The organism is Modestobacter sp. NPDC049651 (assembly GCF_040659695.1).
In the GTDB taxonomy this organism is placed as follows: Bacteria; Actinomycetota; Actinomycetes; order Mycobacteriales; family Geodermatophilaceae; genus Modestobacter.
On the sequence record NZ_JBFAOG010000014.1, the window covers coordinates 87,758 to 108,408 of the forward strand.

Below are 20,651 nucleotides of genomic sequence, written 5' to 3' on the forward strand. Positions count from 1 at the left end.
CCGGCTGTCCCCCCCGCACCAACGCTGGTGCGGGCGGTCAGCCGGTGGTGCAGGGGGACGGCGGGCGGGTGCGGGCGGACGTCGTACCCGGCCGCCAGGATGGCCGCGTGGACGACCGCCCGATCCGCCGCATCACGCCCGATCCCGGCGCCCCGCCACCGACCCGCGAGCAGCGGGGGCGCTGGCCGCTGACCGTTCCCGCGGTCGCCCAGCTCGCCGAGCAGGGGCTGGAGCTCCCCGCCGGCGCGCTGGTGCTGGTCGGCGAGAACGGCTCGGGCAAGTCGACGGTGCTGGAGCTGCTCGCCGTCACCCTCGGCCTCAACCCCGAGGGCGGCTCGGTGAACACCCGGCTGGCCACCCGGCGCACCGAACCGGAGTCGCTGGGCCTGGTCGTCGAGCGCAGCCCCGGCGCCGCCCGCTGGGGCTACTTCCTCCGCGACGAGACGATGCACGGGCTGTACAGCTACCTGGAGTCGACCGGCGAGGGCGGTTTCCACGAGCTGTCGCACGGCGAGGGCTTCCTGTCCGTGCTGGGCAGCCGGGCCACCGGCCGGGGGGTCTACCTGCTCGACGAGCCGGACGCCGCCCTCTCCTTCGGCGGCTCGCTGGCGCTGGTCGCCCACCTGCTGGACCTGGTGTCCGCCGGCGCCCAGGTCGTCGTCGCGACCCACTCCCCCGTCGTCGCCGCGCTGCCGGGCGCGACGATCCTGGAGGTCGGCGACTGGGGTCTGCGCCCGGCGCGCTGGGACGAGCTGGAGCTGACCGTCAGCTGGCGGCAGTTCCTCGACGCGCCGCAGGCCTTCCTACGCCACCTGCGCTGACGCCGCCGTCCCGACGCCCCAGGCGTCGGCCAGCAGCTCCAGGCTGTGCACCCGCTCGGCGACCCCGTGGGTGGAGGCGGTGACCGTCAGCTCGTCGGCGCCGGTGTCGGCGGCCAGCCGGCGCAGCTCGGCGACCGCCTGCCGCGGGTCGCCGATCACCGCGTTGCTCGGCATCGCCTCGGCGGCGGCCCGCTCCGGGTCGACCTGGGCGTCGGCCACCGAGGGCACCGGGCGCAGCCGGTTGGTGCGGATCGCCAGCCGCATCAGCTGGCCGGGCAGCGCCAGCCGGCGGGCGTCGTCCTCGGTCTCGGCGACCAGGGTGTTGGCGGTGACGACCGTGTACGGCCGGTCGAGCAGCGGCCCGGGCCGGAAGCTGTCCCGGTAGAGCTGGACGGCGGCCAGCGTGTTGGGGCTGCCGAAGTGGTGGGCGAAGGTGAACGGCAGCCCGAGCTGGCCGGCCAGCTGCGCGGAGAAGCCGCTGGAGCCCAGCAGCACCACCCGCGGCGCCGAGGCGGCGGCCGGTGTCGCGGCGAACCGCTCGCTGAGCCCGCCCTCGACCCGCTCGTCGCCGAACAGGCCCAGCAGGTCGAGCAGGTCCTGCGGGAACTGCTCGGCCGCCAGCAGCTTCGGGTCGCGGCGCAGCGCGAGCGCGGTGGGCTGGTCGGTGCCGGGCGCGCGGCCGATGCCCAGGTCGATCCGCCCGGGGTGCAGCGCCTCGAGCAGGGCGAACTGCTCGGCGACCACCAGCGGCGCGTGGTTGGGCAGCATGACCCCGCCCGAGCCGACGGCGATCCGCTCGGTGACCGCGGCGAGGTGGGCGATCAGCACCGGCGGGTTGGTGCTCGCGACCGCCGGCATGTTGTGGTGCTCGGCGACCCAGATGCGGGTGTAGCCGAGCCGGTCGGCGGCCTGCGCGACCTGCACGGTGGCGGCCAGGGCGTCCGCGGTGGTCTGCCCGGTGCCGACCGTGGCCAGCTCGAGCACGGACAGGGGCAGCGGGTTCTCGCTCATCACCGGCGGCAACACCGGCCGGGCGGCGCGGCTTCCCGGTCCGCTCAGTCCGGGGCGTCCACCCGCAGGGTGTGGTCGGGGTCCAGCCGCTCGAGGACGGCGGACAGCGCCTCCCGCAGCGCGGTGGTCTGCTCGGCCGTGAGCGCGGCGAAGACCGACTCGCGCACCGCGTCGACGTGCCCGGGGGCGACCCGGACGACGACGTCCCAGCCGGCGTCGGTGAGGACGGCGACGTTGCCCCGGCGGTCCTCGGTGGCCTTCACCCGGCGGACCCAGCCGCGCTCCTCCAGCCGGGCGACGGTGTGCGACAGCCGGCTCTGCGACTGGTTGGCCACCCGGGCCAGGTCGCTCATCCGGCGGCTGCGGTCGGGCGCCTCGGACAGCATGGCGAGCACCACGTAGGCGGCGTGGGTGAGGCCCGCGTCCCGCTGCAGCTGCGCGTCCAGCGTGCGGGGCAGCAGCTCGGAGACCGCCAGCCAGGTGCGCCACGTCTCCTGCTGCTGGTCGTCGAGCCACCGAGGCGTCACGCGCGGCACCGTACCGGCCCGTCGCCGCGGCAGCGGCCGGCCGTCAGTCCTCGATGACGTCGCGGCCCTGCTCCCGCAGCCGCGCCAGCCCGTCGAGCATCGCCTGCAGGACGTCGGGCGGGTGCCCCTCCCAGTCGACGACCTCGCGGACGACGCGCAACGGGGAGCGGGACCGGTAGGACTGCGTGGGGTTGCCCGGGAACCGCCTGTCGGTCACGTTCGGGTCGTCCTCGAACGGACCGAGCGGCTCCACGACGTAGACGTGCCCGCGCTCCCCGGTCCCGGCGAGCGCGGTCGCGAGCTCGGCGCCCCAGACGGCGGTCTCCACCGCCCCGGCGAAGTAGACGTGGTCCATCACCCGGCCGGCCTGGTAGTTGGAGCCGTACCCGGGCACCAGCTCGTCGCCCGGCGCGAGCAGCGCCTTCGTCCCGTGGAAGAACGGCCCGCGCACGTGCGCGCAGTGCTCGTAGGTCACCGGGCCGGGCGTGGTCACGGCCGCGATGACGCCGGACCGCCCGGGACGGACCCGCGGACCCGCGCGCGGAAGGCCAGCGGGCTGGTCCCCACCCGTCGGGCGAAGAACGCGCCGAACTGGGTGGCGCTGGCGAAGCCCAGCTGGACGGCCACCTGGGCGGCCGACCGGTCGCTGTGCGCCAGCAGCCGCTTGGCCTCCAGCACCACCCGCCGGTCGAGGTACTCCTTGGCACCGACCCCCACGGCCCGCGTCGTGGCCCGGGACAGCGTGCGCGGCGACCAGCCCAGCGCACGGGCGTGGTCCTCGACCCGGCGCACGCGGGTGACGTCCCGCTCGACGGCGTCCCGGTAGGCCAGGAAGACGTCCGAGAGCGGCCCGGCCGGGGTGCCGCCTGCGCCGGCGAGGTGGGCCAGCCGCAGCACCAGGACGGCCAGCAGGTGGCGCAGCACCACCACCTGGACGTCCGGCGGCAGCGTCCGGGGCTGGTCGAACGCGTGCTGCAGGTGCCGGACGGCCTCGCGCACCACCGCCTCGTCGTCGGCCGGCGGGACCAGCAGCGCGGGAGCGTGCGGATCGCCCAGCGCCGCCGCCTCGGTGGTGGCCGGGTCCAGGAAGTCCGGTTCGAAGAGCACGAGGACCCCCTCGGCGCGCGCGAGGTCGTGCCACTGCTGCACCTGCCCGGGGCGCACCCACAGCCACTCCCCCGCCGCGACGCCGTGGCGGGTGAAGTCCACCGTGTGCTGCAGCTCGCCGGACGTGACGGAGACCAGGTGGTGGAAGGCGGGCCGCTGCGGAGCCGCCAGGACGGACGCGTCGACCCGCGTCCGCAGCTCGGCGAGCGGGAGGACCTCGACCCCGGGCGGGCTGCCGGCGGGCGCGGCGAAGCCGACCTCCGGGATGACCGGAGCGGCTCGCTGTCCGTTTCTGTCCATCACCGGACCCGAGCGCACCTCGGCGGCCGGCTGTTCCCTCCCTAGCGTCGGACGGGCGGGGAGTCCGCGTCCCACCCCGACCCAGCAGCCCGAGGAGCCGTTCCGCATGCCGCCGTCCGCCCCGCCCGTCGCCGTCACCGGAGCCACCGGCCGGCTCGGCGGCCGCATCGCCCGGCGGCTGGCCGCCGCCGGGGTCCCGCAGCGGCTGCTGGCCCGCGACCCCGCCCGCGCGCCGCGGCTGCCCGGGGCGGTCGCCGTCCCGGCGTCCTACGCGGACGCGCCGGCGGTCGAGGCCGCGCTGGCCGGCGTCGGGACGGTGCTGATGGTGTCGGCGTCGGAGGCGCCCGACCGGGTCGCGCAGCACCGCACGTTCGTCGACGCGGCGGTGGCCGCCGGCGTCCGGCACCTGGTCTACGTGTCCTTCGCCGGCGCAGCACCGGACGCCACGTTCACCCTGGCCCGCGACCACTGGGCCACCGAGCAGCACGTCGCCGACAGGGGGCTCACGGCCACGTTCCTCCGCGACAACCTGTACGCCGACTTCGTGCCCGCCCTGGTCGGCGCGGACGGCGTCCTCCGCGGCCCCGCCGGCGACGGCCGGGTCGCCCTCGTCGCCCAGGACGACATCGCCGACGCGGCGGCCGCCGTCCTGCAGGACCCGGCCGCGCACGCCGACCGGGTGTACGAGCTCACCGGTCCGGCGCCGCTGACCCTGGCCGAGGTCGCCGCCACGCTCACCGCCGTCCGCGGACGTCCGGTCAGCTACGTGCCGGAGACCGTCGAGGAGGCGTACGCCTCCCGCTCGGGCCTCGGCGCACCCGACTGGCAGCTGGACGCCTGGGTGTCGACCTACACCGCCATCGCCGACGGGTCGCTGGCCACCGTCACGACCGACGTGCCGGAGCTGACCGGCCACCCGGCCACCCCACTCGAGCAGGTGCTGCGCGCCGGGTGAGCCGCGGCGGGGGCGCACGTCCGGGGCGGCCTGACTAGGACCCCAGTCGTGTCCATGACGGGAGCGGGATGACGACCGAGGACGAGACCGCGGCGCAGCGCGCGCACCGCGTCATCCGCGACCAGATCGTCGACGGCACCCACCCCGGTGGGTCGATGCTCAGCGAGAACGCCCTCGCCGCCGCGCTCGGCACCAGCCGGACCCCGGTCCGCGCGGCGCTGCTGCGCCTGGCCGAGGAGGACTGGGTGACGATCTACCCCAAGCGCGGCGCGCTGGTCCGGACGTTCACCGCCGAGGACGGTCAGGAGCTGGCCGGAGCCCGGCACCTGCTCGAGACCGGTGGCGTGCGCGCCGCCTCGGCCGAGGCCCTCGCGCGGACGTGCACCCGGCTGGACGCGCTGGTCGACGCGCAGGAGGCCGCGGTCCGGGAGGCCGACCGCGACGGTTTCGTGGAGCTGTGCACGGCCTTCCACCGCGCGTTCGTCGAGGTCGGCGGGAACCGCCTGCTGCTGGACGTCGCCGACCGGTTGCGGAACCGGCAGGCGGCGATGCTGCACCGGAGCCTGGCGACCATCGACGCGCACGCCCGGGAGATCGTCGACGACCACCGCGCGCTGGTCGACTCGGCCCGGCACGGCGACCTCGACCGCTTCGCCGGCCTGCTGCACGCCCACCTGACCCACGAGCCCGCGCCGCGCTACGGGCTGGCCTGAGGTGCGGGCGCTGCCCGGAGAGGAGCCCGGCGCATGACCACCCCCTCGTCCCCGCCCGTCACCTCCGCGGCGGACGTCGCGGCGCTCCAGCGGCGCACGCTGCGGGTGCTGCTGGTCTCCCAGGTGCTCGCCGGCGCCGGGCTGGCCGCCGGCGTCACCGTCGGCGCCCTGATCGCCGAGGACATGCTCGGCTCGACCGGGCTGTCCGGGTTGCCCTCCGCGCTGCTGACCCTCGGCTCCGCCGCGGCCGCGCTGGGCGTCGGCCGGCTGTCCCAGCGGTCCGGTCGGCGGCCCGGCCTGGCCGCCGGCTACTTCGTCGGTGCCGTCGGCGGCGCCGGGGTGGTGCTGGCCGCCGTCGTGGACAGCGTGCCGCTGCTGATGGTCGCACTGCTGCTGTACGGCTCCGGCACGGCCACCAACCTGCAGGCCCGCTACGCCGGCGCCGACCTGGCGTCCCCCGCCCGGCGCGGCCGCGCGGTGAGCACCGTGCTGGTCGCGACCACCCTGGGCGCGGTCGCCGGCCCGAACCTGGTCGGGCCGATGGGGTCGGTGGCCGCCGCGGTGGGCGTCCCCGAGCTGGCCGGCCCGTTCCTCCTGGCCACCGCGGCGTACGCGCTGGCGGGCGTCGTCGTCAGCGTCCGGCTGCGGCCGGATCCGCTGCTGACCGCCCGGGCCGTCGCCGCGGAGGCCGCGCGGGCCGCGACCGCCGGCGGCGCGGCCGGGGCGCACGCGACGACGGACGCGGTGCTGCTGCGGCTCGGCGCCACCGCGATGGTCGTCACCCAGCTGGTGATGGTCGCGATCATGACCATGACCCCGGTCCACATGCTCGCCCACGGCCACGGCCTGGGGGCCGCCGGGCTCGTCATCGCCCTGCACATCGCGGCGATGTACCTGCCCTCCCCGCTCACCGGCGCGCTCGTCGACCGCGTGGGTGGACGGCCGGTCATCGCCGCCGCCGGTCTCACGCTGCTCGCCGCCGGCCTGCTCGCCGCCACCGCACCCGACGACTCGGTCGCCCTCCTCGCGGTCGCCCTCGTGCTGCTCGGCCTGGGCTGGAACCTGGGTCTGCTCGCCGGCACCGCGCTGCTGACCGCCGCCGTGCCGCTGGAGCACCGGGCCCGCACCGCGGGGACCGTCGACCTGTGCGTCGCCCTGGCCGGTGCCACCGGCGGCATCGGCAGCGGCGTCGTCGTCGCCGCGAGCAGCTTCGCCGCGCTCGGCCTGGCCGGCGGGCTGGTGGCCCTCGCGCTCGTGCCCAGCCTGCTGCTCAGCCGGCCGAAGGGCGCGGCCACCGCCGGGGAGCCCGCATGACCGGCGGGGACACCAGCGCGGTCGGCACCTCCGGGCCGTCGCTCGAGGACCTGCCCACGGCCGACGCCGCCGTCCTCGACGACCCCGTCGGGGAGTCGCTGCGGGGCCACCACGCCCACCTCGCGCGGCGGCTCGGGCGCACCGCGACCTACCTCCCCGACGTCGCCACGTTCGCGGCCGTGCCGGGCGACCCGACCCCCGCCGACTGGGCCGACCTGGCCGCGCTGGTCGGCCCGGGCGGGCTGGCCGACCTGTTCACCGCGCCCGCGACGCCGCCGGCGGGGTGGACGCCGGTGTTCGGCCTGGCAGGCCTGCAGATGGTGGCCGGCCGGCACGCCGCCGCGGTCCCGGCCCGGCCCGACGTGGACGTCGTCCGGCTGGGCGAGGCCGACGTCCCGGAGATGCTCGACCTCACCGCCCGCACGCGCCCGGGCCCGTTCTGGCCCCGGACCGTGGCCCTCGGTGCCTACTGGGGTGTCCGGGAGGACGGTGCGCTGGTGGCGATGGCCGGCGAGCGGCTGCGGCCGCCCGGCTGGACCGAGATCAGCGCGGTGTGCACCGCACCGGAGGCCCGGGGGCGCGGCCACGCCGCGCTGCTGGTGCAGACCGCGGTGCGGCACGTCGTCGACCGCGGCGACCGGCCCTTCCTGCACGTGGTCGCCGGCAACGACGGCGCCCGCCGCCTCTACGAACGTCTCGGCTTCCGGGTCCGCCGCACCGTGCGCTTCTCCGGCCACCGCGTCCCGTAGGCGGGCACCGGCGGCGCCACCGCTGGCGCGTACCCGACAGCCGTGCCGGTCCGACCGCCGTGCGACGCGAACGTGACGCTCGCCGGCAGGCGTGGACGAATGCATGCCCCACGGCGCATGATTGGCAGTCGCCGGGTGCGAGTGCCAGCCCGGTGACCACCCGGACGAGGAGTTCTGCCGCCGTGCCCACGTACCAGTACGCCTGCACCAACCCCGAGGGCAAGCACGAGTTCGAGCGCGTGCAGTCGTTCACCGACCCCGCGGTGACCGAGTGCCCCGAGTGCGGCGCCCCGGTGCGCAAGGTCTACGGCTCGGTGGGCGTCGTGTTCAAGGGCTCCGGCTTCTACCGCACCGACAGCCGCAAGTCCGAGACCAGCTCGACGGCGGCGACCACCGGCTCGTCGTCCAGCAGCAGCAGCAAGGACGCCGGTTCGTCGTCGTCCACCAGCACCTCCTCGAGCACCACCTCGAGCAGCTCGTCCAGCGGCAGCAAGGCCGCCGACGCCTGAGCACGGACGCCGGACCGTGCGCGCCCGGCCGTCCACACCGGGCGGCCGGGTCCACAGGTCCGGTCGCGGTCTGGTCCCGACGGGCTGACCGGCCGAGGGTGGGTGCATGCCCCGGCTGCGCCGCCCCCGCTCCCCGGTCCTCGCCCTGCGCCGCGCCGCGGCGGCCCTGCTCGCCTGCTGCGCGCTGCTGCTGGCCCTGCGCCCACCGGCACGGGAGGCCGCGGCCGGCCCGCCGCCGACCGCCCCGGTCGTGGTCGCCACCGGTGACCTGAGCCCGGGCGCCCCGCTGCGCGCCGCCGACCTGGCCGTCGCCCGCTGGCCGCGCAGCGCGCTGCCCGACGGCACCGCCGCCGCACCCGACCGGCTCACCGGCCAGGTGCTCGCCGCGCCGGTGCGCCGGGGCGAGCCGGTCACCGACGTGCGCGTGGTCGGCCCGCGGTTGTGGTCGCAGGTGCCACCGGGTCAGGTGGCGGCGCCCGTGCGGCTGGCCGACCTCGCCGTGAGCACGCTGCTGCGCGAAGGCGACCGGGTCGACGTGCTGGCCACCGGGTCCGACCCGGGCGCCCGGGTGGTGGCGGCCGGCGCGCTGGTGCTCGCCGCCGCGGCGCCCGGCACGGACGGCTCCCCGGGCGCGGGCGACGGCGGGCTGCTGGTGCTCGCGGTCGACCCGGACACCGCCGCGGGTCTCGCGGCCGCCGCGGCGACCGGCACGCTCACCGTTACCCTCGGCCGACCGTGATCACCGGGTGCGCCCAGCGCGTGACCCACCGCCACCGAGGAGTCAGGCGTGCTGAAGGGCTTCAAGGACTTCCTGCTGCGCGGGAACGTCGTCGACCTGGCGGTCGCCGTGGTCATCGGCGCCGCGTTCAGCGCGGTGGTCCAGCAGTTCACCGAGTCGTTCCTGAACCCGCTCATCGCGGTCTTCACCGGCACGGACGAGGGCAGGAGCGGCGCCTCGTTCTCGGTCGCCGGCCAGGACTTCGCCTACGGCGACTTCATCGGGCAGGTGATCCGCTTCGCGATCACCGCCGCGGTCGTCTACTTCCTGGTCGTGCTGCCGATGCGCCGGCTGGTGCACCGGCGGGCGACGAACCAGGAGCCGGGCCCCTCCGGCCCGAGCGAGGTGGAGCTGCTGGTCGAGATCCGCGACCTGCTGCGCGGCGAGCAGGGCCGGCCGCCGGCTCCCGAGCCCGAGGCGCGCCACCGCGCCTGAGCCGGTCAGTCGCTGCCCCAGTGCGGGGGCCGGTCCTCCAGGTAGCGGCGCTCGTCGTCGTCCGGGTCGGTCACCCGCTCGCCCCAGCCCACGTCGCTGTCGTCGGGGGCCCGCTCGGGGCGGGCCGGCGCCGGGCGGGGGTCGGTCGGCTGTTCGGACACGCCCCCGAGGGTAGGACGCGGCGGTCAGTCCAGCGGCTGGCCCAGCCCGTCGAGCACCTCGGCACCGGGCAGCGCCGCGAGCACCGACCCCGGAACCAGCAGCTTGCTGCCCCGGGTGCCCGAGCCGATGACCAGCAGCTCGCTGTCGGCGACGGCCCGGTCGACCAGCACCGGCCAGCCGGCCGGCAGCCCGACCGGCGTAATGCCGCCGTAGGCCATGCCGCTCTCGGCGACCGCGACGTCCTGCGGCGCGAACGACGCCTTCCGGGCACCCAGGTGCCGGCGGACCAGGCCGTTCACGTCGGCCCGGGTGGTGGCCAGCACCAGGCAGGCGGCGAGCGTCGTGGCCCCGGACCGGCGGGCGGCGACGACCACGCAGTTGGCCGAGGCGGCCGCCGGCACCCCGTAGGCCTCGGTGAACGCCCCGGTGTCGGCGAGCTCGTCGTCGACGGGTGCGACCCACGCGGGGCCGGTCAGCGCCGGCAGGGCCGCGGCCACCGGGGCGGCCAGCAGGTCGGTCCGCGCGGCGACCGGCTCCCAGGTGAGCGTGCCGAGCGTTGGGGCGGGGTCGGTCATGACCTGATCGAAGCCCATCCCCGCGCCGGCCCCCGGCCGGGGTGCTGCGGTCCGTGGCAGGGATCCCGGTGGTGCGCGGCGCCACCGCGCCGCGAGGATGGCGGCATGATCGGCCAGCTGCACTCCATCGTGATCGACGCGCCCGACCCGCACGCCCTGGCCACCTTCTACGCCGGGCTGCTCGGCATGGAGGTCAAGGGCGACCCGGGCGACGACTGGGTCACCATCACCGGCGCGGGCTACCGCATCTCCTTCCAGGGCGCCCCCGACCTGGTGCCGCCGGACTGGCCCGACCCGGCCCGCCCGCAGCAGTTCCACCTCGACGTCCGCGTCGCCGACGTCGACGAGGCCGAGCCGCAGGTGCTCGCGCTGGGCGCGCGGCGGCTGCCCGGGGGCGGCGGCGACTTCCGCGTCTACGCCGACCCGGTCGGCCACCCGTTCTGCCTGGTCTGGGACGTCCCGCCGCCGCCGCCGGAGTGACGGATCGGCCAGTGCGGGCGGTGGCCGCCGCGGTGGCCACCGCCCGCCGGCACGGCCTGCGGGTCGAGGACCCGGTGCTGCTCTCCGACCGGGTCAACGCCGTCGTGCACCTGGCGCCGGCCCCGGTCGTGGCGCGGGTGGCCACCTGGACGCCGCTGCTGCGCCCGGACGCCGCCCGCCCGCAGCGCCGTGACCTCGCGCTGGCCACCGCGCTGGGCGCGGCGGGCGCCCCCGTGCTCGCACCCACGGACCTGCTCCCGCCGGGTCCGCACCAGCACGACGGGTCCAGCCTGACGTTCTGGCGGTACGCCGAGCTGCGCCCCGAGCAGCCGACGCCGGAGGTCGCCGGCCGCACCCTCGCCGACCTGCTCGCCGTGCTGGCCGACGTCGACCCGGGCTGGACCGGCTCGCCGCTGGACACCCCGCTCGACGACCTCGCCGCGTTCGCCACGGCCGGGGTGGGCCTGGGCGCCGACCCCAGCCTGGTCGCCGAGACCGGCGCGCTCGTCGACGCGTTGCGCCCGCTGCTGACCGGCCCGGTCCAGCCGCTGCACGGCGACGCGCACCCGGGCAACCTGCTGGCCACCGCGGACGGCTGGGTCTGGGCCGACCTGGAGGACACCTGCCGGGGCCCGGTCGGCTGGGACCTCGCCTGCCTGCGCCTCACCACCCGGCTCGACGGCCGGGCGGCGCTGGACGCGCTGGCCGCGCCGGGCGACGACGAGCTGGCCCCGTTCCTGCACCTGCGGCGACTGCACGCGGCGGCCTGGTGGTTCGTGCACGCAGCGCGCGAGCCCGCCGACCTGCCGGTCGCCCGGGAGCGCCTCGCGGCCGCGGTCGCCCAGGTGGGCACCGGCCTCGCCCGGGCGGGCTGACCGGGTCAGCGGCGGAGCCCCCCGGGCACGACGGCCGGGTCGAGCACCACCTGGAACAGCGCCCGGGGGTCCTGCAGCGTCGCCGGCGGCCGGGCCGCCGCGCGCGGCACCACCCGGTCGAAGCGGGCTGGCCGGCGGTGCGGCAGCAGCTCCCGGCCGGCGAACAGGTAGCCGCCGACCGCCTCCCCCAGCAGCAGCCCGGCGCCGTGCTCGACCGGCAGCCCCACCAGGTCGCCGGGGCGCACCTCGTCGAGGAACGTCGACAGCTGCCGCAGGTCCTTGCTCGGCCGCTTGTCCGACAGCTCCTTGGCCAGCGCCCGCAGCTCGGCCGGCGAGAGCCCGGTCGCGTCGACGTCCACCCCGGCCTGGGTGCCCAGCCCCACGATCCCGGTGGCCAGGGCCGCACCGAGTTCGTTGTGCGCCCGCGGCCGGAAGACCCACACCCGCACGCCCTCCGGCGCGGCTGCGGGCGGGACGTCGTCCGGGCCCGGCCACTTGTAGGGCAGGTCGTCGGGGTCGCCGGGGAACAGCGGGCGGTAGAAGCCGGGGTCCTTGGCGAGCAGGTTCGACCGGTGCGAGAGGTGCAGCTCCTCGTCGCCGACCCAGCTGGGCAGCAGCCCGGCGGCGGCCGCCTCGGCCTGGGTCATCCGCGCGGCGTCCGGCGCGAACTCGCTGATCAGCGTCTCGGTGGTGTCGGCGAACCCGCGCTCCCGCCAGACCCGCACCATCGCCAGGGAGTAGACGACCAGCCCGGCGGTGTACCCGCGCCACATGGCGACCACCGGGTGGTTGGCCCAGCCGTAGTCGGGCAGCTCGAGCGCCCGCAGCACCTGGAGGCACTCCACCCGCTGCTTGCCGAGGCGGGGGTTGTCGAGGAGCCGGGCGGTCTCGGTGAAGTCCGCGACCGGGAGGAAGGTCTGCATCAGCGACCATCCTGGTTCAGTCGCCGAGCTCCCGCAGGGCAGCCGTCCAGCGCTCCCGGCGCTCCTCGTCGTCCTGCTCCCACCAGGGGGTGCCCCGCTCCCCCAGCCCGGTCTTCGCCAGCTGCACCCGGGCCCGGTGCGCGGCGACCGCCGCGTCGTCGCCCCGCGCGGCGCGCACCCCGGACCGCGCGACGCCGAGGTGGTGCAGCAGGTGGGCCCGGACGTCGTCGGGCAGCGCCGGGTCGGCGGTCCGCCAGCGCCGGCCGTCGACGACGATCCAGCGACCGTCGTCGGTGTGCTCGACCTCGCGGCTCACGCGAGCCGGCGGGCCAGCTCGGGCAGCACCCGGCCCAGCGGCGCGTCGACCTTCACGTCGGCCTTCGCGTCCCCCCGGGTGGTGCCGGAGTTGACGATGGCGACCGGGATGCCGCGCTTGGCCGCGGCGATGACGAACCGGTAGCCGCTCATCACCGTCAACGAGGAGCCGAGCACCAGCAGCGAGCGGGCCTGCTCGACCAGCGCGAAGCAGTGGTCGACCCGGTCGCGGGGCACGGTCTCGCCGAAGAAGACGACGTCGGGCTTGAGCGGCCCACCGCCGCAGGCCAGGCAGTCGACCATCACGAACCCGTCGAGCACCTCGTCGGGCAGCTCCACGTCGCCGTCGGGGTTTACCTCGTCGCCGGCGTCCGGGCGGAAGCCGGGGTTGACCGCGCGCAGCCGGGCGTCGAGCCCCGCGCGGGAGCCGACGTCGCCGCAGCCCAGGCAGACGGTGCGGTCCAGGCCGCCGTGCAGCTCGACCACGCCGGTCGCGCCGCCGGCCTGGTGCAGGCCGTCGACGTTCTGGGTGATCACGTCGCCGACCGCGCCGGCCCGCTGCAGCGCCGCGACGGCGCGGTGCCCGTCGTTCGGCCGCGCCTGGGCGATCTGCCGCCAGCCGACGTGGCTGCGCGCCCAGTAGCGGTGCCGGCCGCGCGGGTCGCGGGTGAACGTCTGCCAGGTCATCGGCGTGTGCCGGCGCAGGGAACCGGTGGCACCGCGGTAGTCGGGGATGCCGGAGTCGGTCGAGAGCCCGGCGCCGGAGAGCACGAGCGCGCCGCCGTCGACGAGCAGGTCGGCGAGCGCCGGAACGCCCTCGACGGTGGGAGGTGCTGCGGTCACCGGCCCATCGTCCCCGCCGATCGCCCGGCGCGCCCGTGCCGGGCGGTCAGACGGTCGCGGCGTCCGCGCCGAGCACCCCGCCGGTCACCAGCAGCCCGGTGACGTCGTCGGCCACCAGCCCCGGGGCGAACAGCCAGCCCTGCCCCCGGCGGCAGCCGAGGGACAGCAGCGTGGCCCGCTGCTCCTCGGTCTCCACGCCCTCGGCGACGACGTCCAGGCCGGCGGCCTCCGACAGCGCGAGCACCGCGCGGACGATCCCCCGCCCGATGCCGCGCCGCTGGTCGGCGGGCTCGTCGCCGAGCGCGGCGACGAACGACCGGTCGATCTTCAGCGCGTCGACCGGCAGGTCGCGCAGGTGCGCGAGGTTGGAGTACGAGACGCCGAAGTCGTCGACGACCAGGCTGACGCCGGCCCCGCGGAGCCGGTGCAGCTGGGCGAGCTGGGCGGCGGTCTTCTCCAGGTTCTCGGTGACCTCCAGCCGCAGCCGCCCGGGCGGCACCCGGTGGGCGGCCAGGGTGGCGAGCACCCGGTCGACGCAGCCGGGGTCGTCGAGCTGCACGGCCGAGAGGTTGACCGACACGGTCAGCGCGTCGGAACCGGTCAGCCGGTGCCAGCCGGCCAGCCGGGAGCACGCCTCCCGCACCACCCAGTCGCCGATGGGGCCGATCGCGCCGGTCTCCTCGGCCAGCGGCACGAACACGTCCGGCGGGACGTCGCCGTGGACGGGGTGCCGCCACCGCAGCAGCGCCTCGAAGCCCTCGACCCGGCCGGAGGCCAGCGCGACGATCGGCTGGTGGACGACGCGCAGCTCCCCGCGCTGCAGCGCCCCCTGCACCTCCTGGCGCAGCGAGAGCCGCTCGACCGACCGGGCCGCGGCCGGGGCGTCGAAGACCTGCACCCGCCCGCGGCCGGCCCGCTTCGCCTCGTACATCGCCGCGTCGGCGTCCCGGAGCAGGTCGGTGACCGCGTCGCCGGGGCGGCCCAGCACGCCGCCGACGCTGGCACCGACCCGGACGGTCTCCCTGCCCAGGTGGAAGGGCCGGTGCAGCGCGGCGAGCACCCGCTCGCCGACCGCGGCGAGCGCGCGGTCGCCGGTGACGTCGGGCAGCACGACGACGAACTCGTCGCCGCCGAGGCGGGCGAGCAGGTCGCCGGGGCGGACGCACTCGCGCAGCCGGTCGGCGACCTGGCGCAGCAGGTCGTCGCCGGCCTCGTGCCCGAGCCGGTCGTTGACCGCCTTGAACTCGTCGAGGTCGCAGAACAGCACGCCCACCGGGTCCGCGCGGTGGCCCGGGGCGACGAGCTCGGCCAGGGTCTGCCGCACCAGCGCGCGGTTGGCCAGTCCGGTCAGCGAGTCGTGCGTCGCCTGGCGGCGCAGCTCCGCCTCCAGCGCCCGCCGGTCACCCACGAAGCGGGAGGACAGCACCACCCCGTCGTCGCCGGGGGTGGGCGCCAGGGTGGTCTCCACCCAGGCCCAGCCGCCGGTGCCGAGGGCCACCCGGTGCTCGACGCTGGTCACCTGCGGGCAGCGGGCGAGCGCGTCGCGCACGAGTGCCTCGTCGTCGGGGTGCACCGCGTCCGGCCAGCACCGGCCCACCAGCGCGGCCGGCTCCTGGCCCAGCCCGCGCCGGTAGGACGGCGAGGCCCAGCCGACGGTCCCGTCCGGGGTGACGACGGCGACCATGTCGCTGATCGCGTCGGTGAGCACCCGCAGGCGCTGCTCGCTGTCCGACAGCGCGCGGTAGAGGCGGCCGTTGACCAGCGCCGCCGCCACGTAGCCGGCCAGCAGCTGGGCGGCGTCGGCCGCCGCGGAGCTGAACACCCCCGGCCGCGGGTGCATCGCGTACAGCAGGGCGACGGGCTCACCGTCGACGAGGACCGGCGCGGCCAGCAGCGAGCGCGCCGCGCCGCGCAGGTCGACCGCCAGCGCCCCGGCGACGTCGTCGGTCACGTGCACGGCGCCGCGGCAGGCGTCGGCCCAGGCGCTCAGCTCCTCGACCGGCCGCGGCCAGCGGGTCGTGTCGTCGTCCGGCCGGAGGCCCTTGGTCTCCAGGTGGGCGCGGCCGTCGGTGACCGCGACGACGCTGGTCCACGCCGCGCCGGTGACGTCGGCGAGGATGCGCACCGTCTCCTGGAACAGCGGCGCCCGGTCCAGCTGCCGGGCGAGCACGGGTCCCTCGGCGGCGAGGTGCTCGACCGCGCCACGGCGCTCGGCGTCCTCCAGCGAGGAGCGCAGCCGCTCGGCCACCGACTGCAGCAGCGGCAGGTCGCTGCCGTCGAACCCGGACCCGCCGGACAGCAGCAGCACGAGGGCGGCGGCCCGGTCCGGGCCCACGCGCACCGGCACGTGCACCACCGACTGCACCGGCACGCCCGCGACCACGGTCGGCGGCTGCCCCGCGGGCGCCGTCCACACCCGGGCGGCGGGCGAGGCGAACAGCCCGTCGGCCCCGGGCAGGTCGGGCAGCCGCGGCTCGTGCGCGTCGCCGAAGCCGCACGAGGAGACGACGTCGAGCTCGTCGCCGGTGGCGCGCACCCACAGCACCAGGTCGGCGGAGAAGACCTCCGAGACGGCCTCGAGCGCCCGGGCGGCCAGCTCGGCCGGGGCGCCGCCCTGGCCGATGACGTCGAGCATCCGGATGAGCCCCGCGGTGCTGCGGTAGGCGTCGCGGACCTCGAGCCGGGCGGCCAGGAGCTGGCCGCGGAGCTCGTCGGCGTCCTGCGCGGGCGCGGAGGGCGGCACCCAGCCCCCCGGCCGGACGCCGGTCACAACGCCAGCGCGGTGAGGGTCGCGTTGTGCACGCCCCCCGCACCCCGGGACCGGGCGAACTCGCCGTACGTGTAGAAGCCGAAGCAGGTCGCGGCGCCGGCGGCGGCCTGCAGCCGGGCGACCTCCTCCTCGATGCGGTCGCCGATGATGACCTGCCGGGCGGCGCAGTTGAAGGTGAGCAGCACCCGCTCCTCGCCGGTCACCAGCGCCGACGCGGCCACCTCGTCGACGACCTCGAGCAGGGTCTGGCGCTCGGCGGTCATCAGCTGCACCGCGGAGAAGGTGGCGACCGGCTCGAAGCTGCTGATCTCCCCGTCGGGGCGGACGTAGATGGCCCGGACCAGGTGCGACCCGTCCGGCTCGATCACGCCCAGCGCGTAGGAGCTCGCCTCCATGGCCACGTCCGGGACCGGCCCGCGGCGGGCGGCCTCCTCGACGTCCACGGCGCCGGCGTACACCTCGGCCGCGGGACGCCCGCCGATCTCGTGGATGACGTCGCCCTCGGCGCGGGTGACCAGCTGCGGCGGGCCGACGGGTGCCCAGCCGTGCGCGGTGGCGACGGTCAGCGGTCGCGGGGAGGCGATCCAGACGCCGACGACGGCGTCGGTGAGCACCTGGTCGCCGACCAGCACGCTGGTGCGGGTGAGCTGCCAGTCGTCGCCGGCGGCACCGCCCACGATCGGGACGCTCGCCCCGGCGGCCCGGTGGGCGCCGGCGATCATCTGCTGCTGCCCGGGCACCAGCCCGTCGGCGAGCAGCAGCACGGCCGCGTACGGCAGGTCCTCGCCGCCGGCGGCCTGCCGGGCGGTGCGCACGACCTCCGCGCCGGCCTCGCGGGGTGCGGCGCCCAGGCCGGTGGCCGAGCCGACGCCGAACCGGTGGTCGCCGCCGGCCAGGGCCAGCACGGCCACGCCCGAGCCCGGCCGGCCGTACTCCGCACCGGCGAAGTGGCCGCTGCTGGTCGACCCCACCAGCGGGGCGTCACCGGTGACCGACCGGATCCCGGCCAGCAGCTCACCGAGGTCGTAGCGGACCGAGGCGAAGACGACCACCAGCGCGGGCGGGGTGCCCTGCAGGGTCGCGACAGCGGCCGCGGCCGCCTCGCGGCCCGCGTCCGAGGCCGCCGGGAGCTCGCTGGTGCCGGTACCGGAGAGGAGAGTCGTCACACCCCGGTTGTCGACCGGAGCGGCGCGGCACCTGATGGGTGCTCACCCTCCGGGGGGACCGGCAGGTCAGCCGGTGACCAGCTCGCGGTCCAGCCGCTCGAGCACCTGGTCGTAGATCCGGCCCAGCCCCTTGGGCGCGAAGGCGCGCTCGAAGACCCCGCCGATGCCGCCCGCGCCGGTCCAGGTGCTGCGCACCCGGACGGTGGTCACGCCCGCGTCGGCGGGGTGCACCGTCCAGGTGGTCACCATGCTGGAGTTCTGGTCGGTCTCGACCAGCCCGCTGCCGTCGGGCGTCGCGGAGACGACGACGTCCTGGTCGCGCACCCGCTTGCTGGTGGCCGCCAGCCGCCACGACACCCGGGTGCCGGCACCCTGCCCGCCGGTCTCGACCCGGTACTCGGTGAACTGCTCGGGCAGGATCCGCGGGCGGGTGCCCAGGTAGTCGCCGAGGGCGACCAGCACCTGCTCCGCCGGGGCCCGCACGATCTTCTCCGCCGTGGTGACGACCTGAGCCATGGCCCCATCCTGCCGGGCCCGCCCGGCCGGCGCCGGGTCAGCCGGCCGGGACCGGCAGGGCGACGGCGGCGACCCGCTCCTCGACGTAGGCGCGGGTGGCGGCGTCGAAGACCTGCTCGAACCGCTCCCGCGGGCGGTAGACCAGCGGGCCGGTGTTGGCACCCTTCCAGCTCTCGAAGTCCTTGATCAGCGCCCGGGCGGCACCGGCCCGGCCGGTCACCATCTCCGGCGTGTACGGCAGCCCGACCTCGCCGCAGGCGGCGGCGAGGGCACGCTCGGGGTGCTGGGCGAGCTCCGCGTAGCCGATCACCGCGTGCCCCGGCCGGCCGCGGTGCGCGGCGGTGATCGCCACGCACTCCGCCCACAGGTCGACGGCCTGCTCGACGGTGTAGCTGCTCCCCCACCCGCCGGCCACCGCGCAGAGGCTGGCGACCACGTCGGCACCGTCCCGCACGATGTGCACGAACGCCGCGTCCGGCACCAGCGCCTCGATCCGGTCGATCGCGTACAGGTTCGCCGGGGTCTTCTCCAGCCAGGTGCGCCGGCCGCGCTCACGGGTCACCTCCTCCGCCGCGGCCAGGAACGCCGCGGCGGTGGCCCGCTCGGTGGGCGGGTCCGGCCAGGTCGTGCCGGGGCGGCCGAGGAAGCCGGCGATCTCCGGCAGGTCCCGCCGGAGCGCGTCGCCGACGGGCGCGTCCCCGGTGCCGGCGAGCCGGTAGAAGAAGTGCGTCTCCGGGAACGAGTTCACGTCCGGGTGGGCGGCGAGGAACGACTGCAGCAGCGTCGTGCCCGACCGCGGGCAGCCGACGACGAACAGCCGCGGCAGCTGTCCGGGACCGGGCGACACGAGCGGAAGGTAGCGCCCGGGCGACCTGCTGTCCTGGCGGGCCGGCGGCCGGACGGCGCTCCGCAGGGGGTGAGGAAGCGGGCCGGGAGGGGGTCCGGCGGCCCGGCGGGCGGCTACCTTGGCGGGCATGGACGCAGCCGGAGGCCACCGGGACGGCGCGCACCGGCCCTCGGCCGGCGACCCCGCGCGGTCGTCCCGCGGCGGGTCGGCGCTGATGCTCGCCCGCCAGCGGCAGGAGCACATCCTCGAGGCGGTGCGGGCCCACGGCGGTGCCCGGGTCAGCGAGCTGGTCACCCAGCTGGGCGTCTCGGAGATGACCGTCCGCCGGGACATCGCCACCCTCGCCGGGCGCGGGCTGGTCGCCCGGGTGCACGGCGGGGCGACCGCGCTCGACGGCCGGAGCACCGACGAGCCGGGGTTCGTCGCGAAGTCGGCGATGGCGCAGGCGGAGAAGGCCGCGATCGCCGAGCTGGCCGCCGCGCTGGTCGAGCCGGGCGACTCGGTGGCCCTGTCGGCGGGCACGACCACCTACGCGGTCGCCCAGGCCCTGCTCGGCGTCGCCGACCTGACCGTCGTCACCAACTCGCTGGCCGCCGCGCGGCTGCTGCACGAGGACGCCCGCGAGGACCGCACCGTCGTCCTCACGGGAGGCGTGCGCACCCCGTCGGACGCACTGGTCGGCCCGGTCGCGGTCGGCGCGCTGCGCGGGCTGCACGTCGACTGGCTGTTCCTCGGCGTGCACGGCATCGACGAGCACGCCGGGCTGACCACGCCCAACCTGGTCGAGTGCGAGACCGACCGGGCGCTGATGGCCTCGGCCCGCCAGGTGGTGGTCGTGGCCGACTCGTCGAAGTGGCGGGTGGTCGGGCTGAGCACGATCGCCCCGCTCGGCGAGGTCGACGTCCTGGTCACCGACTCCGGCCTGCCCGAGCACGCCCGCAAGGAGCTCACCCACCGGGTCGGCCGGCTCGCCGTGGCCCCGGTGCCCGCCGCCGGCTGACGGCTCCCGCACGCCGTGGCAACGGTTGCGTGACCAGACCGTGATGTTCGGTTCCCTTGCGACCTCTTGTTCGATCCTGTTCGATCCTGAGACGCGGGACGTCGTGCCCGCACAAGGCAACGACGCCTCGCCCAGGGAGCAGACGCATGACTGGAAGCACCACCCTCCGACGCCGCGCACTGCGCCCGTCGGCCCTCCTCGCCGTCGCCGCCGCGGCCACGCTCGCCCTCAGCGGGTGCGCCAACAGCGGAGAGGACGACGACGCGGGCAGCAGCAGCTCGGGCGGTTCCGCCGCCGCGCAGCAGACCGCGAAGAGCTCCACCGCCGCCGCCGGCACCGGCTGCACGCTGGAGAAGTACGGCATGCAGAAGATCGACCTCAAGGGCGCCACCGTCGGGTTCTCGCAGTCCGAGCCCGACACCGCCGCCTTCCGCGCCGCCGAGACCCAGTCCATCAAGGACGAGGCCGCGAAGGTCGGCGTCGGCAAGCTGCTGGTCACCAACGCCAACGCGCAGCTCACCAAGCAGATCTCGGACATCCAGGACCTGCTCAACCAGGGCGCCCAGGCGCTGATCGTGGCGCCGGTGAACTCCGACGGCCTCGACCCGGCGCTCGCCGCGGCCAAGGCCAAGGGCGTGCCGGTGCTGACCATCGACCGCAAGGTCACCAACACCGCCTGCACCGACTACCTGGCCTTCATCGGCTCGGACTTCGAGGACCAGGGCAAGCGCGCCGCCGACGCCATGGACAAGGCGACCGACGGCAAGGCCAACGTCGCGATCCTGCTCGGCTCCTCGGGCAACAACGTGACCGACCTGCGCACCTCCGGCTTCCTGGACCAGGTCAAGGCCAAGTACTCCGGCATCAAGGTCGTCGCCCAGCAGACCGGTGACTTCGACCGGTCGAAGGGCCAGCAGGTCGCCGAGCAGCTGCTGCAGTCCAACCCGGACATCGACGCGA

25 protein-coding genes are annotated in these 20,651 nt (G+C 76.8%); 12 read left to right on the forward strand and 13 right to left on the reverse strand.

All coding sequences use genetic code 11. The features are described from left to right. Window positions 1-107: 107 nt before the first annotated feature. Window positions 108-821, forward strand: a complete 714-nt coding sequence (locus AB0J00_RS17475; RefSeq protein ID WP_357747019.1) for an AAA family ATPase — start codon at window positions 108-110, stop codon at window positions 819-821. On the opposite strand, the gene AB0J00_RS17480 is transcribed toward AB0J00_RS17475, so the two are convergent. From AB0J00_RS17480 to AB0J00_RS17495, 4 genes are read right to left on the reverse strand one after another with little or no spacing between them, the layout of a single operon-like run. Beyond that, the gene (locus AB0J00_RS17480; protein ID WP_357747022.1) at window positions 804-1,832 is read right to left on the reverse strand and encodes an LLM class flavin-dependent oxidoreductase; all 1,029 of its coding nucleotides are present in this window, start codon (window positions 1,830-1,832) and stop codon (window positions 804-806) included. The two genes, AB0J00_RS17475 and AB0J00_RS17480, sit on opposite strands and share 18 nt — an antisense overlap. A gap of 44 nt (window positions 1,833-1,876) precedes the next feature. Next, entirely contained in the window at window positions 1,877-2,359 is a 483-nt protein-coding gene (locus AB0J00_RS17485; protein WP_357747025.1) for a MarR family winged helix-turn-helix transcriptional regulator, read from the reverse strand. 43 nt (window positions 2,360-2,402) lie between these two features. After that, window positions 2,403-2,852, reverse strand: a complete 450-nt coding sequence (arr, locus tag AB0J00_RS17490) for an NAD(+)--rifampin ADP-ribosyltransferase (protein ID WP_357747028.1) — start codon at window positions 2,850-2,852, stop codon at window positions 2,403-2,405. Beyond that, window positions 2,849-3,766, reverse strand: coding sequence for a helix-turn-helix domain-containing protein (locus tag AB0J00_RS17495; RefSeq protein WP_357747031.1), 918 nt, complete (start codon window positions 3,764-3,766; stop codon window positions 2,849-2,851). Before AB0J00_RS17495 ends, arr begins: the two co-directional genes overlap by 4 nt. Before the next feature lie 106 nt (window positions 3,767-3,872). Between AB0J00_RS17495 and AB0J00_RS17500 the strand changes: the two genes are divergently transcribed. The 7 genes from AB0J00_RS17500 to mscL all read left to right on the forward strand — a co-directional run bounded on the left by AB0J00_RS17500 (window position 3,873) and on the right by mscL (window position 9,219). Beyond that, window positions 3,873-4,721 carry an SDR family oxidoreductase gene (locus AB0J00_RS17500; RefSeq protein WP_357747033.1) on the forward strand — a complete coding sequence of 283 codons (849 nt, stop codon included), beginning with the start codon at window positions 3,873-3,875 and terminating at the stop codon, window positions 4,719-4,721. A 68-nt stretch (window positions 4,722-4,789) separates the two neighbouring features. Next, the gene (locus AB0J00_RS17505) at window positions 4,790-5,434 is read left to right on the forward strand and encodes a GntR family transcriptional regulator (RefSeq protein ID WP_357747036.1); all 645 of its coding nucleotides are present in this window, start codon (window positions 4,790-4,792) and stop codon (window positions 5,432-5,434) included. Window positions 5,435-5,467: 33 nt separating this feature from the next. Then, window positions 5,468-6,748, forward strand: coding sequence for an MFS transporter (locus AB0J00_RS17510; RefSeq protein ID WP_357747039.1), 1,281 nt, complete (start codon window positions 5,468-5,470; stop codon window positions 6,746-6,748). Then, window positions 6,745-7,497: a GNAT family N-acetyltransferase gene (locus tag AB0J00_RS17515; RefSeq protein WP_357747041.1), complete on the forward strand. Its 753-nt coding sequence runs from the start codon at window positions 6,745-6,747 to the stop codon at window positions 7,495-7,497. The genes AB0J00_RS17510 and AB0J00_RS17515 overlap by 4 nt, the downstream gene beginning before the upstream one ends. Before the next feature lie 182 nt (window positions 7,498-7,679). Next, entirely contained in the window at window positions 7,680-8,006 is a 327-nt protein-coding gene (locus AB0J00_RS17520; RefSeq protein ID WP_357747044.1) for an FmdB family zinc ribbon protein, read from the forward strand. Between the two features lie 106 nt (window positions 8,007-8,112). Beyond that, window positions 8,113-8,745 carry a Flp pilus assembly protein CpaB gene (gene cpaB / locus AB0J00_RS17525; RefSeq protein ID WP_357747046.1) on the forward strand — a complete coding sequence of 211 codons (633 nt, stop codon included), beginning with the start codon at window positions 8,113-8,115 and terminating at the stop codon, window positions 8,743-8,745. A gap of 48 nt (window positions 8,746-8,793) precedes the next feature. Next, complete coding sequence (mscL, locus tag AB0J00_RS17530; RefSeq protein ID WP_357747049.1) at window positions 8,794-9,219, forward strand: large conductance mechanosensitive channel protein MscL; 426 nt, start codon at window positions 8,794-8,796, stop codon at window positions 9,217-9,219. A gap of 5 nt (window positions 9,220-9,224) precedes the next feature. Here the strand turns inward: mscL and AB0J00_RS17535 are convergent, their stop codons facing one another. Together AB0J00_RS17535 and AB0J00_RS17540 are read right to left on the reverse strand one after the other, a co-directional pair. Next, window positions 9,225-9,380, reverse strand: coding sequence for a hypothetical protein (locus AB0J00_RS17535; protein WP_357747052.1), 156 nt, complete (start codon window positions 9,378-9,380; stop codon window positions 9,225-9,227). Window positions 9,381-9,404: 24 nt separating this feature from the next. Then, window positions 9,405-9,956, reverse strand: coding sequence for a YbaK/EbsC family protein (locus tag AB0J00_RS17540; protein WP_357747056.1), 552 nt, complete (start codon window positions 9,954-9,956; stop codon window positions 9,405-9,407). Between the two features lie 105 nt (window positions 9,957-10,061). Here AB0J00_RS17540 and AB0J00_RS17545 point away from each other — a divergent pair, with 105 nt between their 5' ends. Both AB0J00_RS17545 and AB0J00_RS17550 read left to right on the forward strand, forming a co-directional pair. Next, complete coding sequence (locus tag AB0J00_RS17545; RefSeq protein ID WP_357747059.1) at window positions 10,062-10,436, forward strand: VOC family protein; 375 nt, start codon at window positions 10,062-10,064, stop codon at window positions 10,434-10,436. 11 nt (window positions 10,437-10,447) lie between these two features. After that, on the forward strand, window positions 10,448-11,311 hold the full coding sequence (locus AB0J00_RS17550) for a phosphotransferase (protein ID WP_357747062.1): 864 nt from the start codon (window positions 10,448-10,450) through the stop codon (window positions 11,309-11,311). 5 nt (window positions 11,312-11,316) lie between these two features. Here AB0J00_RS17550 and AB0J00_RS17555 read toward each other — a convergent pair whose 3' ends face one another. The 7 genes from AB0J00_RS17555 to AB0J00_RS17585 all read right to left on the reverse strand — a co-directional run bounded on the left by AB0J00_RS17555 (window position 11,317) and on the right by AB0J00_RS17585 (window position 18,691). Further along, entirely contained in the window at window positions 11,317-12,234 is a 918-nt protein-coding gene (locus AB0J00_RS17555; RefSeq protein ID WP_357747065.1) for an MSMEG_6728 family protein, read from the reverse strand. Window positions 12,235-12,250: 16 nt separating this feature from the next. After that, window positions 12,251-12,550, reverse strand: a complete 300-nt coding sequence (locus AB0J00_RS17560; protein ID WP_357747068.1) for a biopolymer transporter Tol — start codon at window positions 12,548-12,550, stop codon at window positions 12,251-12,253. After that, window positions 12,547-13,392: an NAD-dependent protein deacetylase gene (locus AB0J00_RS17565; RefSeq protein ID WP_357747071.1), complete on the reverse strand. Its 846-nt coding sequence runs from the start codon at window positions 13,390-13,392 to the stop codon at window positions 12,547-12,549. Before AB0J00_RS17565 ends, AB0J00_RS17560 begins: the two co-directional genes overlap by 4 nt. Window positions 13,393-13,438: 46 nt before the next feature. Next, window positions 13,439-16,162, reverse strand: coding sequence for an EAL domain-containing protein (locus tag AB0J00_RS17570; RefSeq protein ID WP_357747072.1), 2,724 nt, complete (start codon window positions 16,160-16,162; stop codon window positions 13,439-13,441). Further along, window positions 16,159-17,328 carry an FIST N-terminal domain-containing protein gene (locus AB0J00_RS17575; protein WP_357747074.1) on the reverse strand — a complete coding sequence of 390 codons (1,170 nt, stop codon included), beginning with the start codon at window positions 17,326-17,328 and terminating at the stop codon, window positions 16,159-16,161. Before AB0J00_RS17575 ends, AB0J00_RS17570 begins: the two co-directional genes overlap by 4 nt. 66 nt (window positions 17,329-17,394) lie before the next feature. After that, entirely contained in the window at window positions 17,395-17,844 is a 450-nt protein-coding gene (locus AB0J00_RS17580) for an SRPBCC family protein (RefSeq protein WP_357747076.1), read from the reverse strand. A 37-nt stretch (window positions 17,845-17,881) separates the two neighbouring features. After that, entirely contained in the window at window positions 17,882-18,691 is an 810-nt protein-coding gene (locus tag AB0J00_RS17585; RefSeq protein WP_357747078.1) for a sulfotransferase, read from the reverse strand. Window positions 18,692-18,818: 127 nt separating this feature from the next. On the opposite strand from AB0J00_RS17585, the gene AB0J00_RS17590 reads away from it, so the two are divergent. Both AB0J00_RS17590 and AB0J00_RS17595 read left to right on the forward strand, forming a co-directional pair. Next, entirely contained in the window at window positions 18,819-19,691 is an 873-nt protein-coding gene (locus tag AB0J00_RS17590) for a DeoR/GlpR family DNA-binding transcription regulator (protein ID WP_357747081.1), read from the forward strand. Between the two features lie 146 nt (window positions 19,692-19,837). After that, the coding region (locus tag AB0J00_RS17595) for a substrate-binding domain-containing protein (RefSeq protein ID WP_357747083.1) at window positions 19,838-20,651 on the forward strand (814 nt) is incomplete at its 3' end.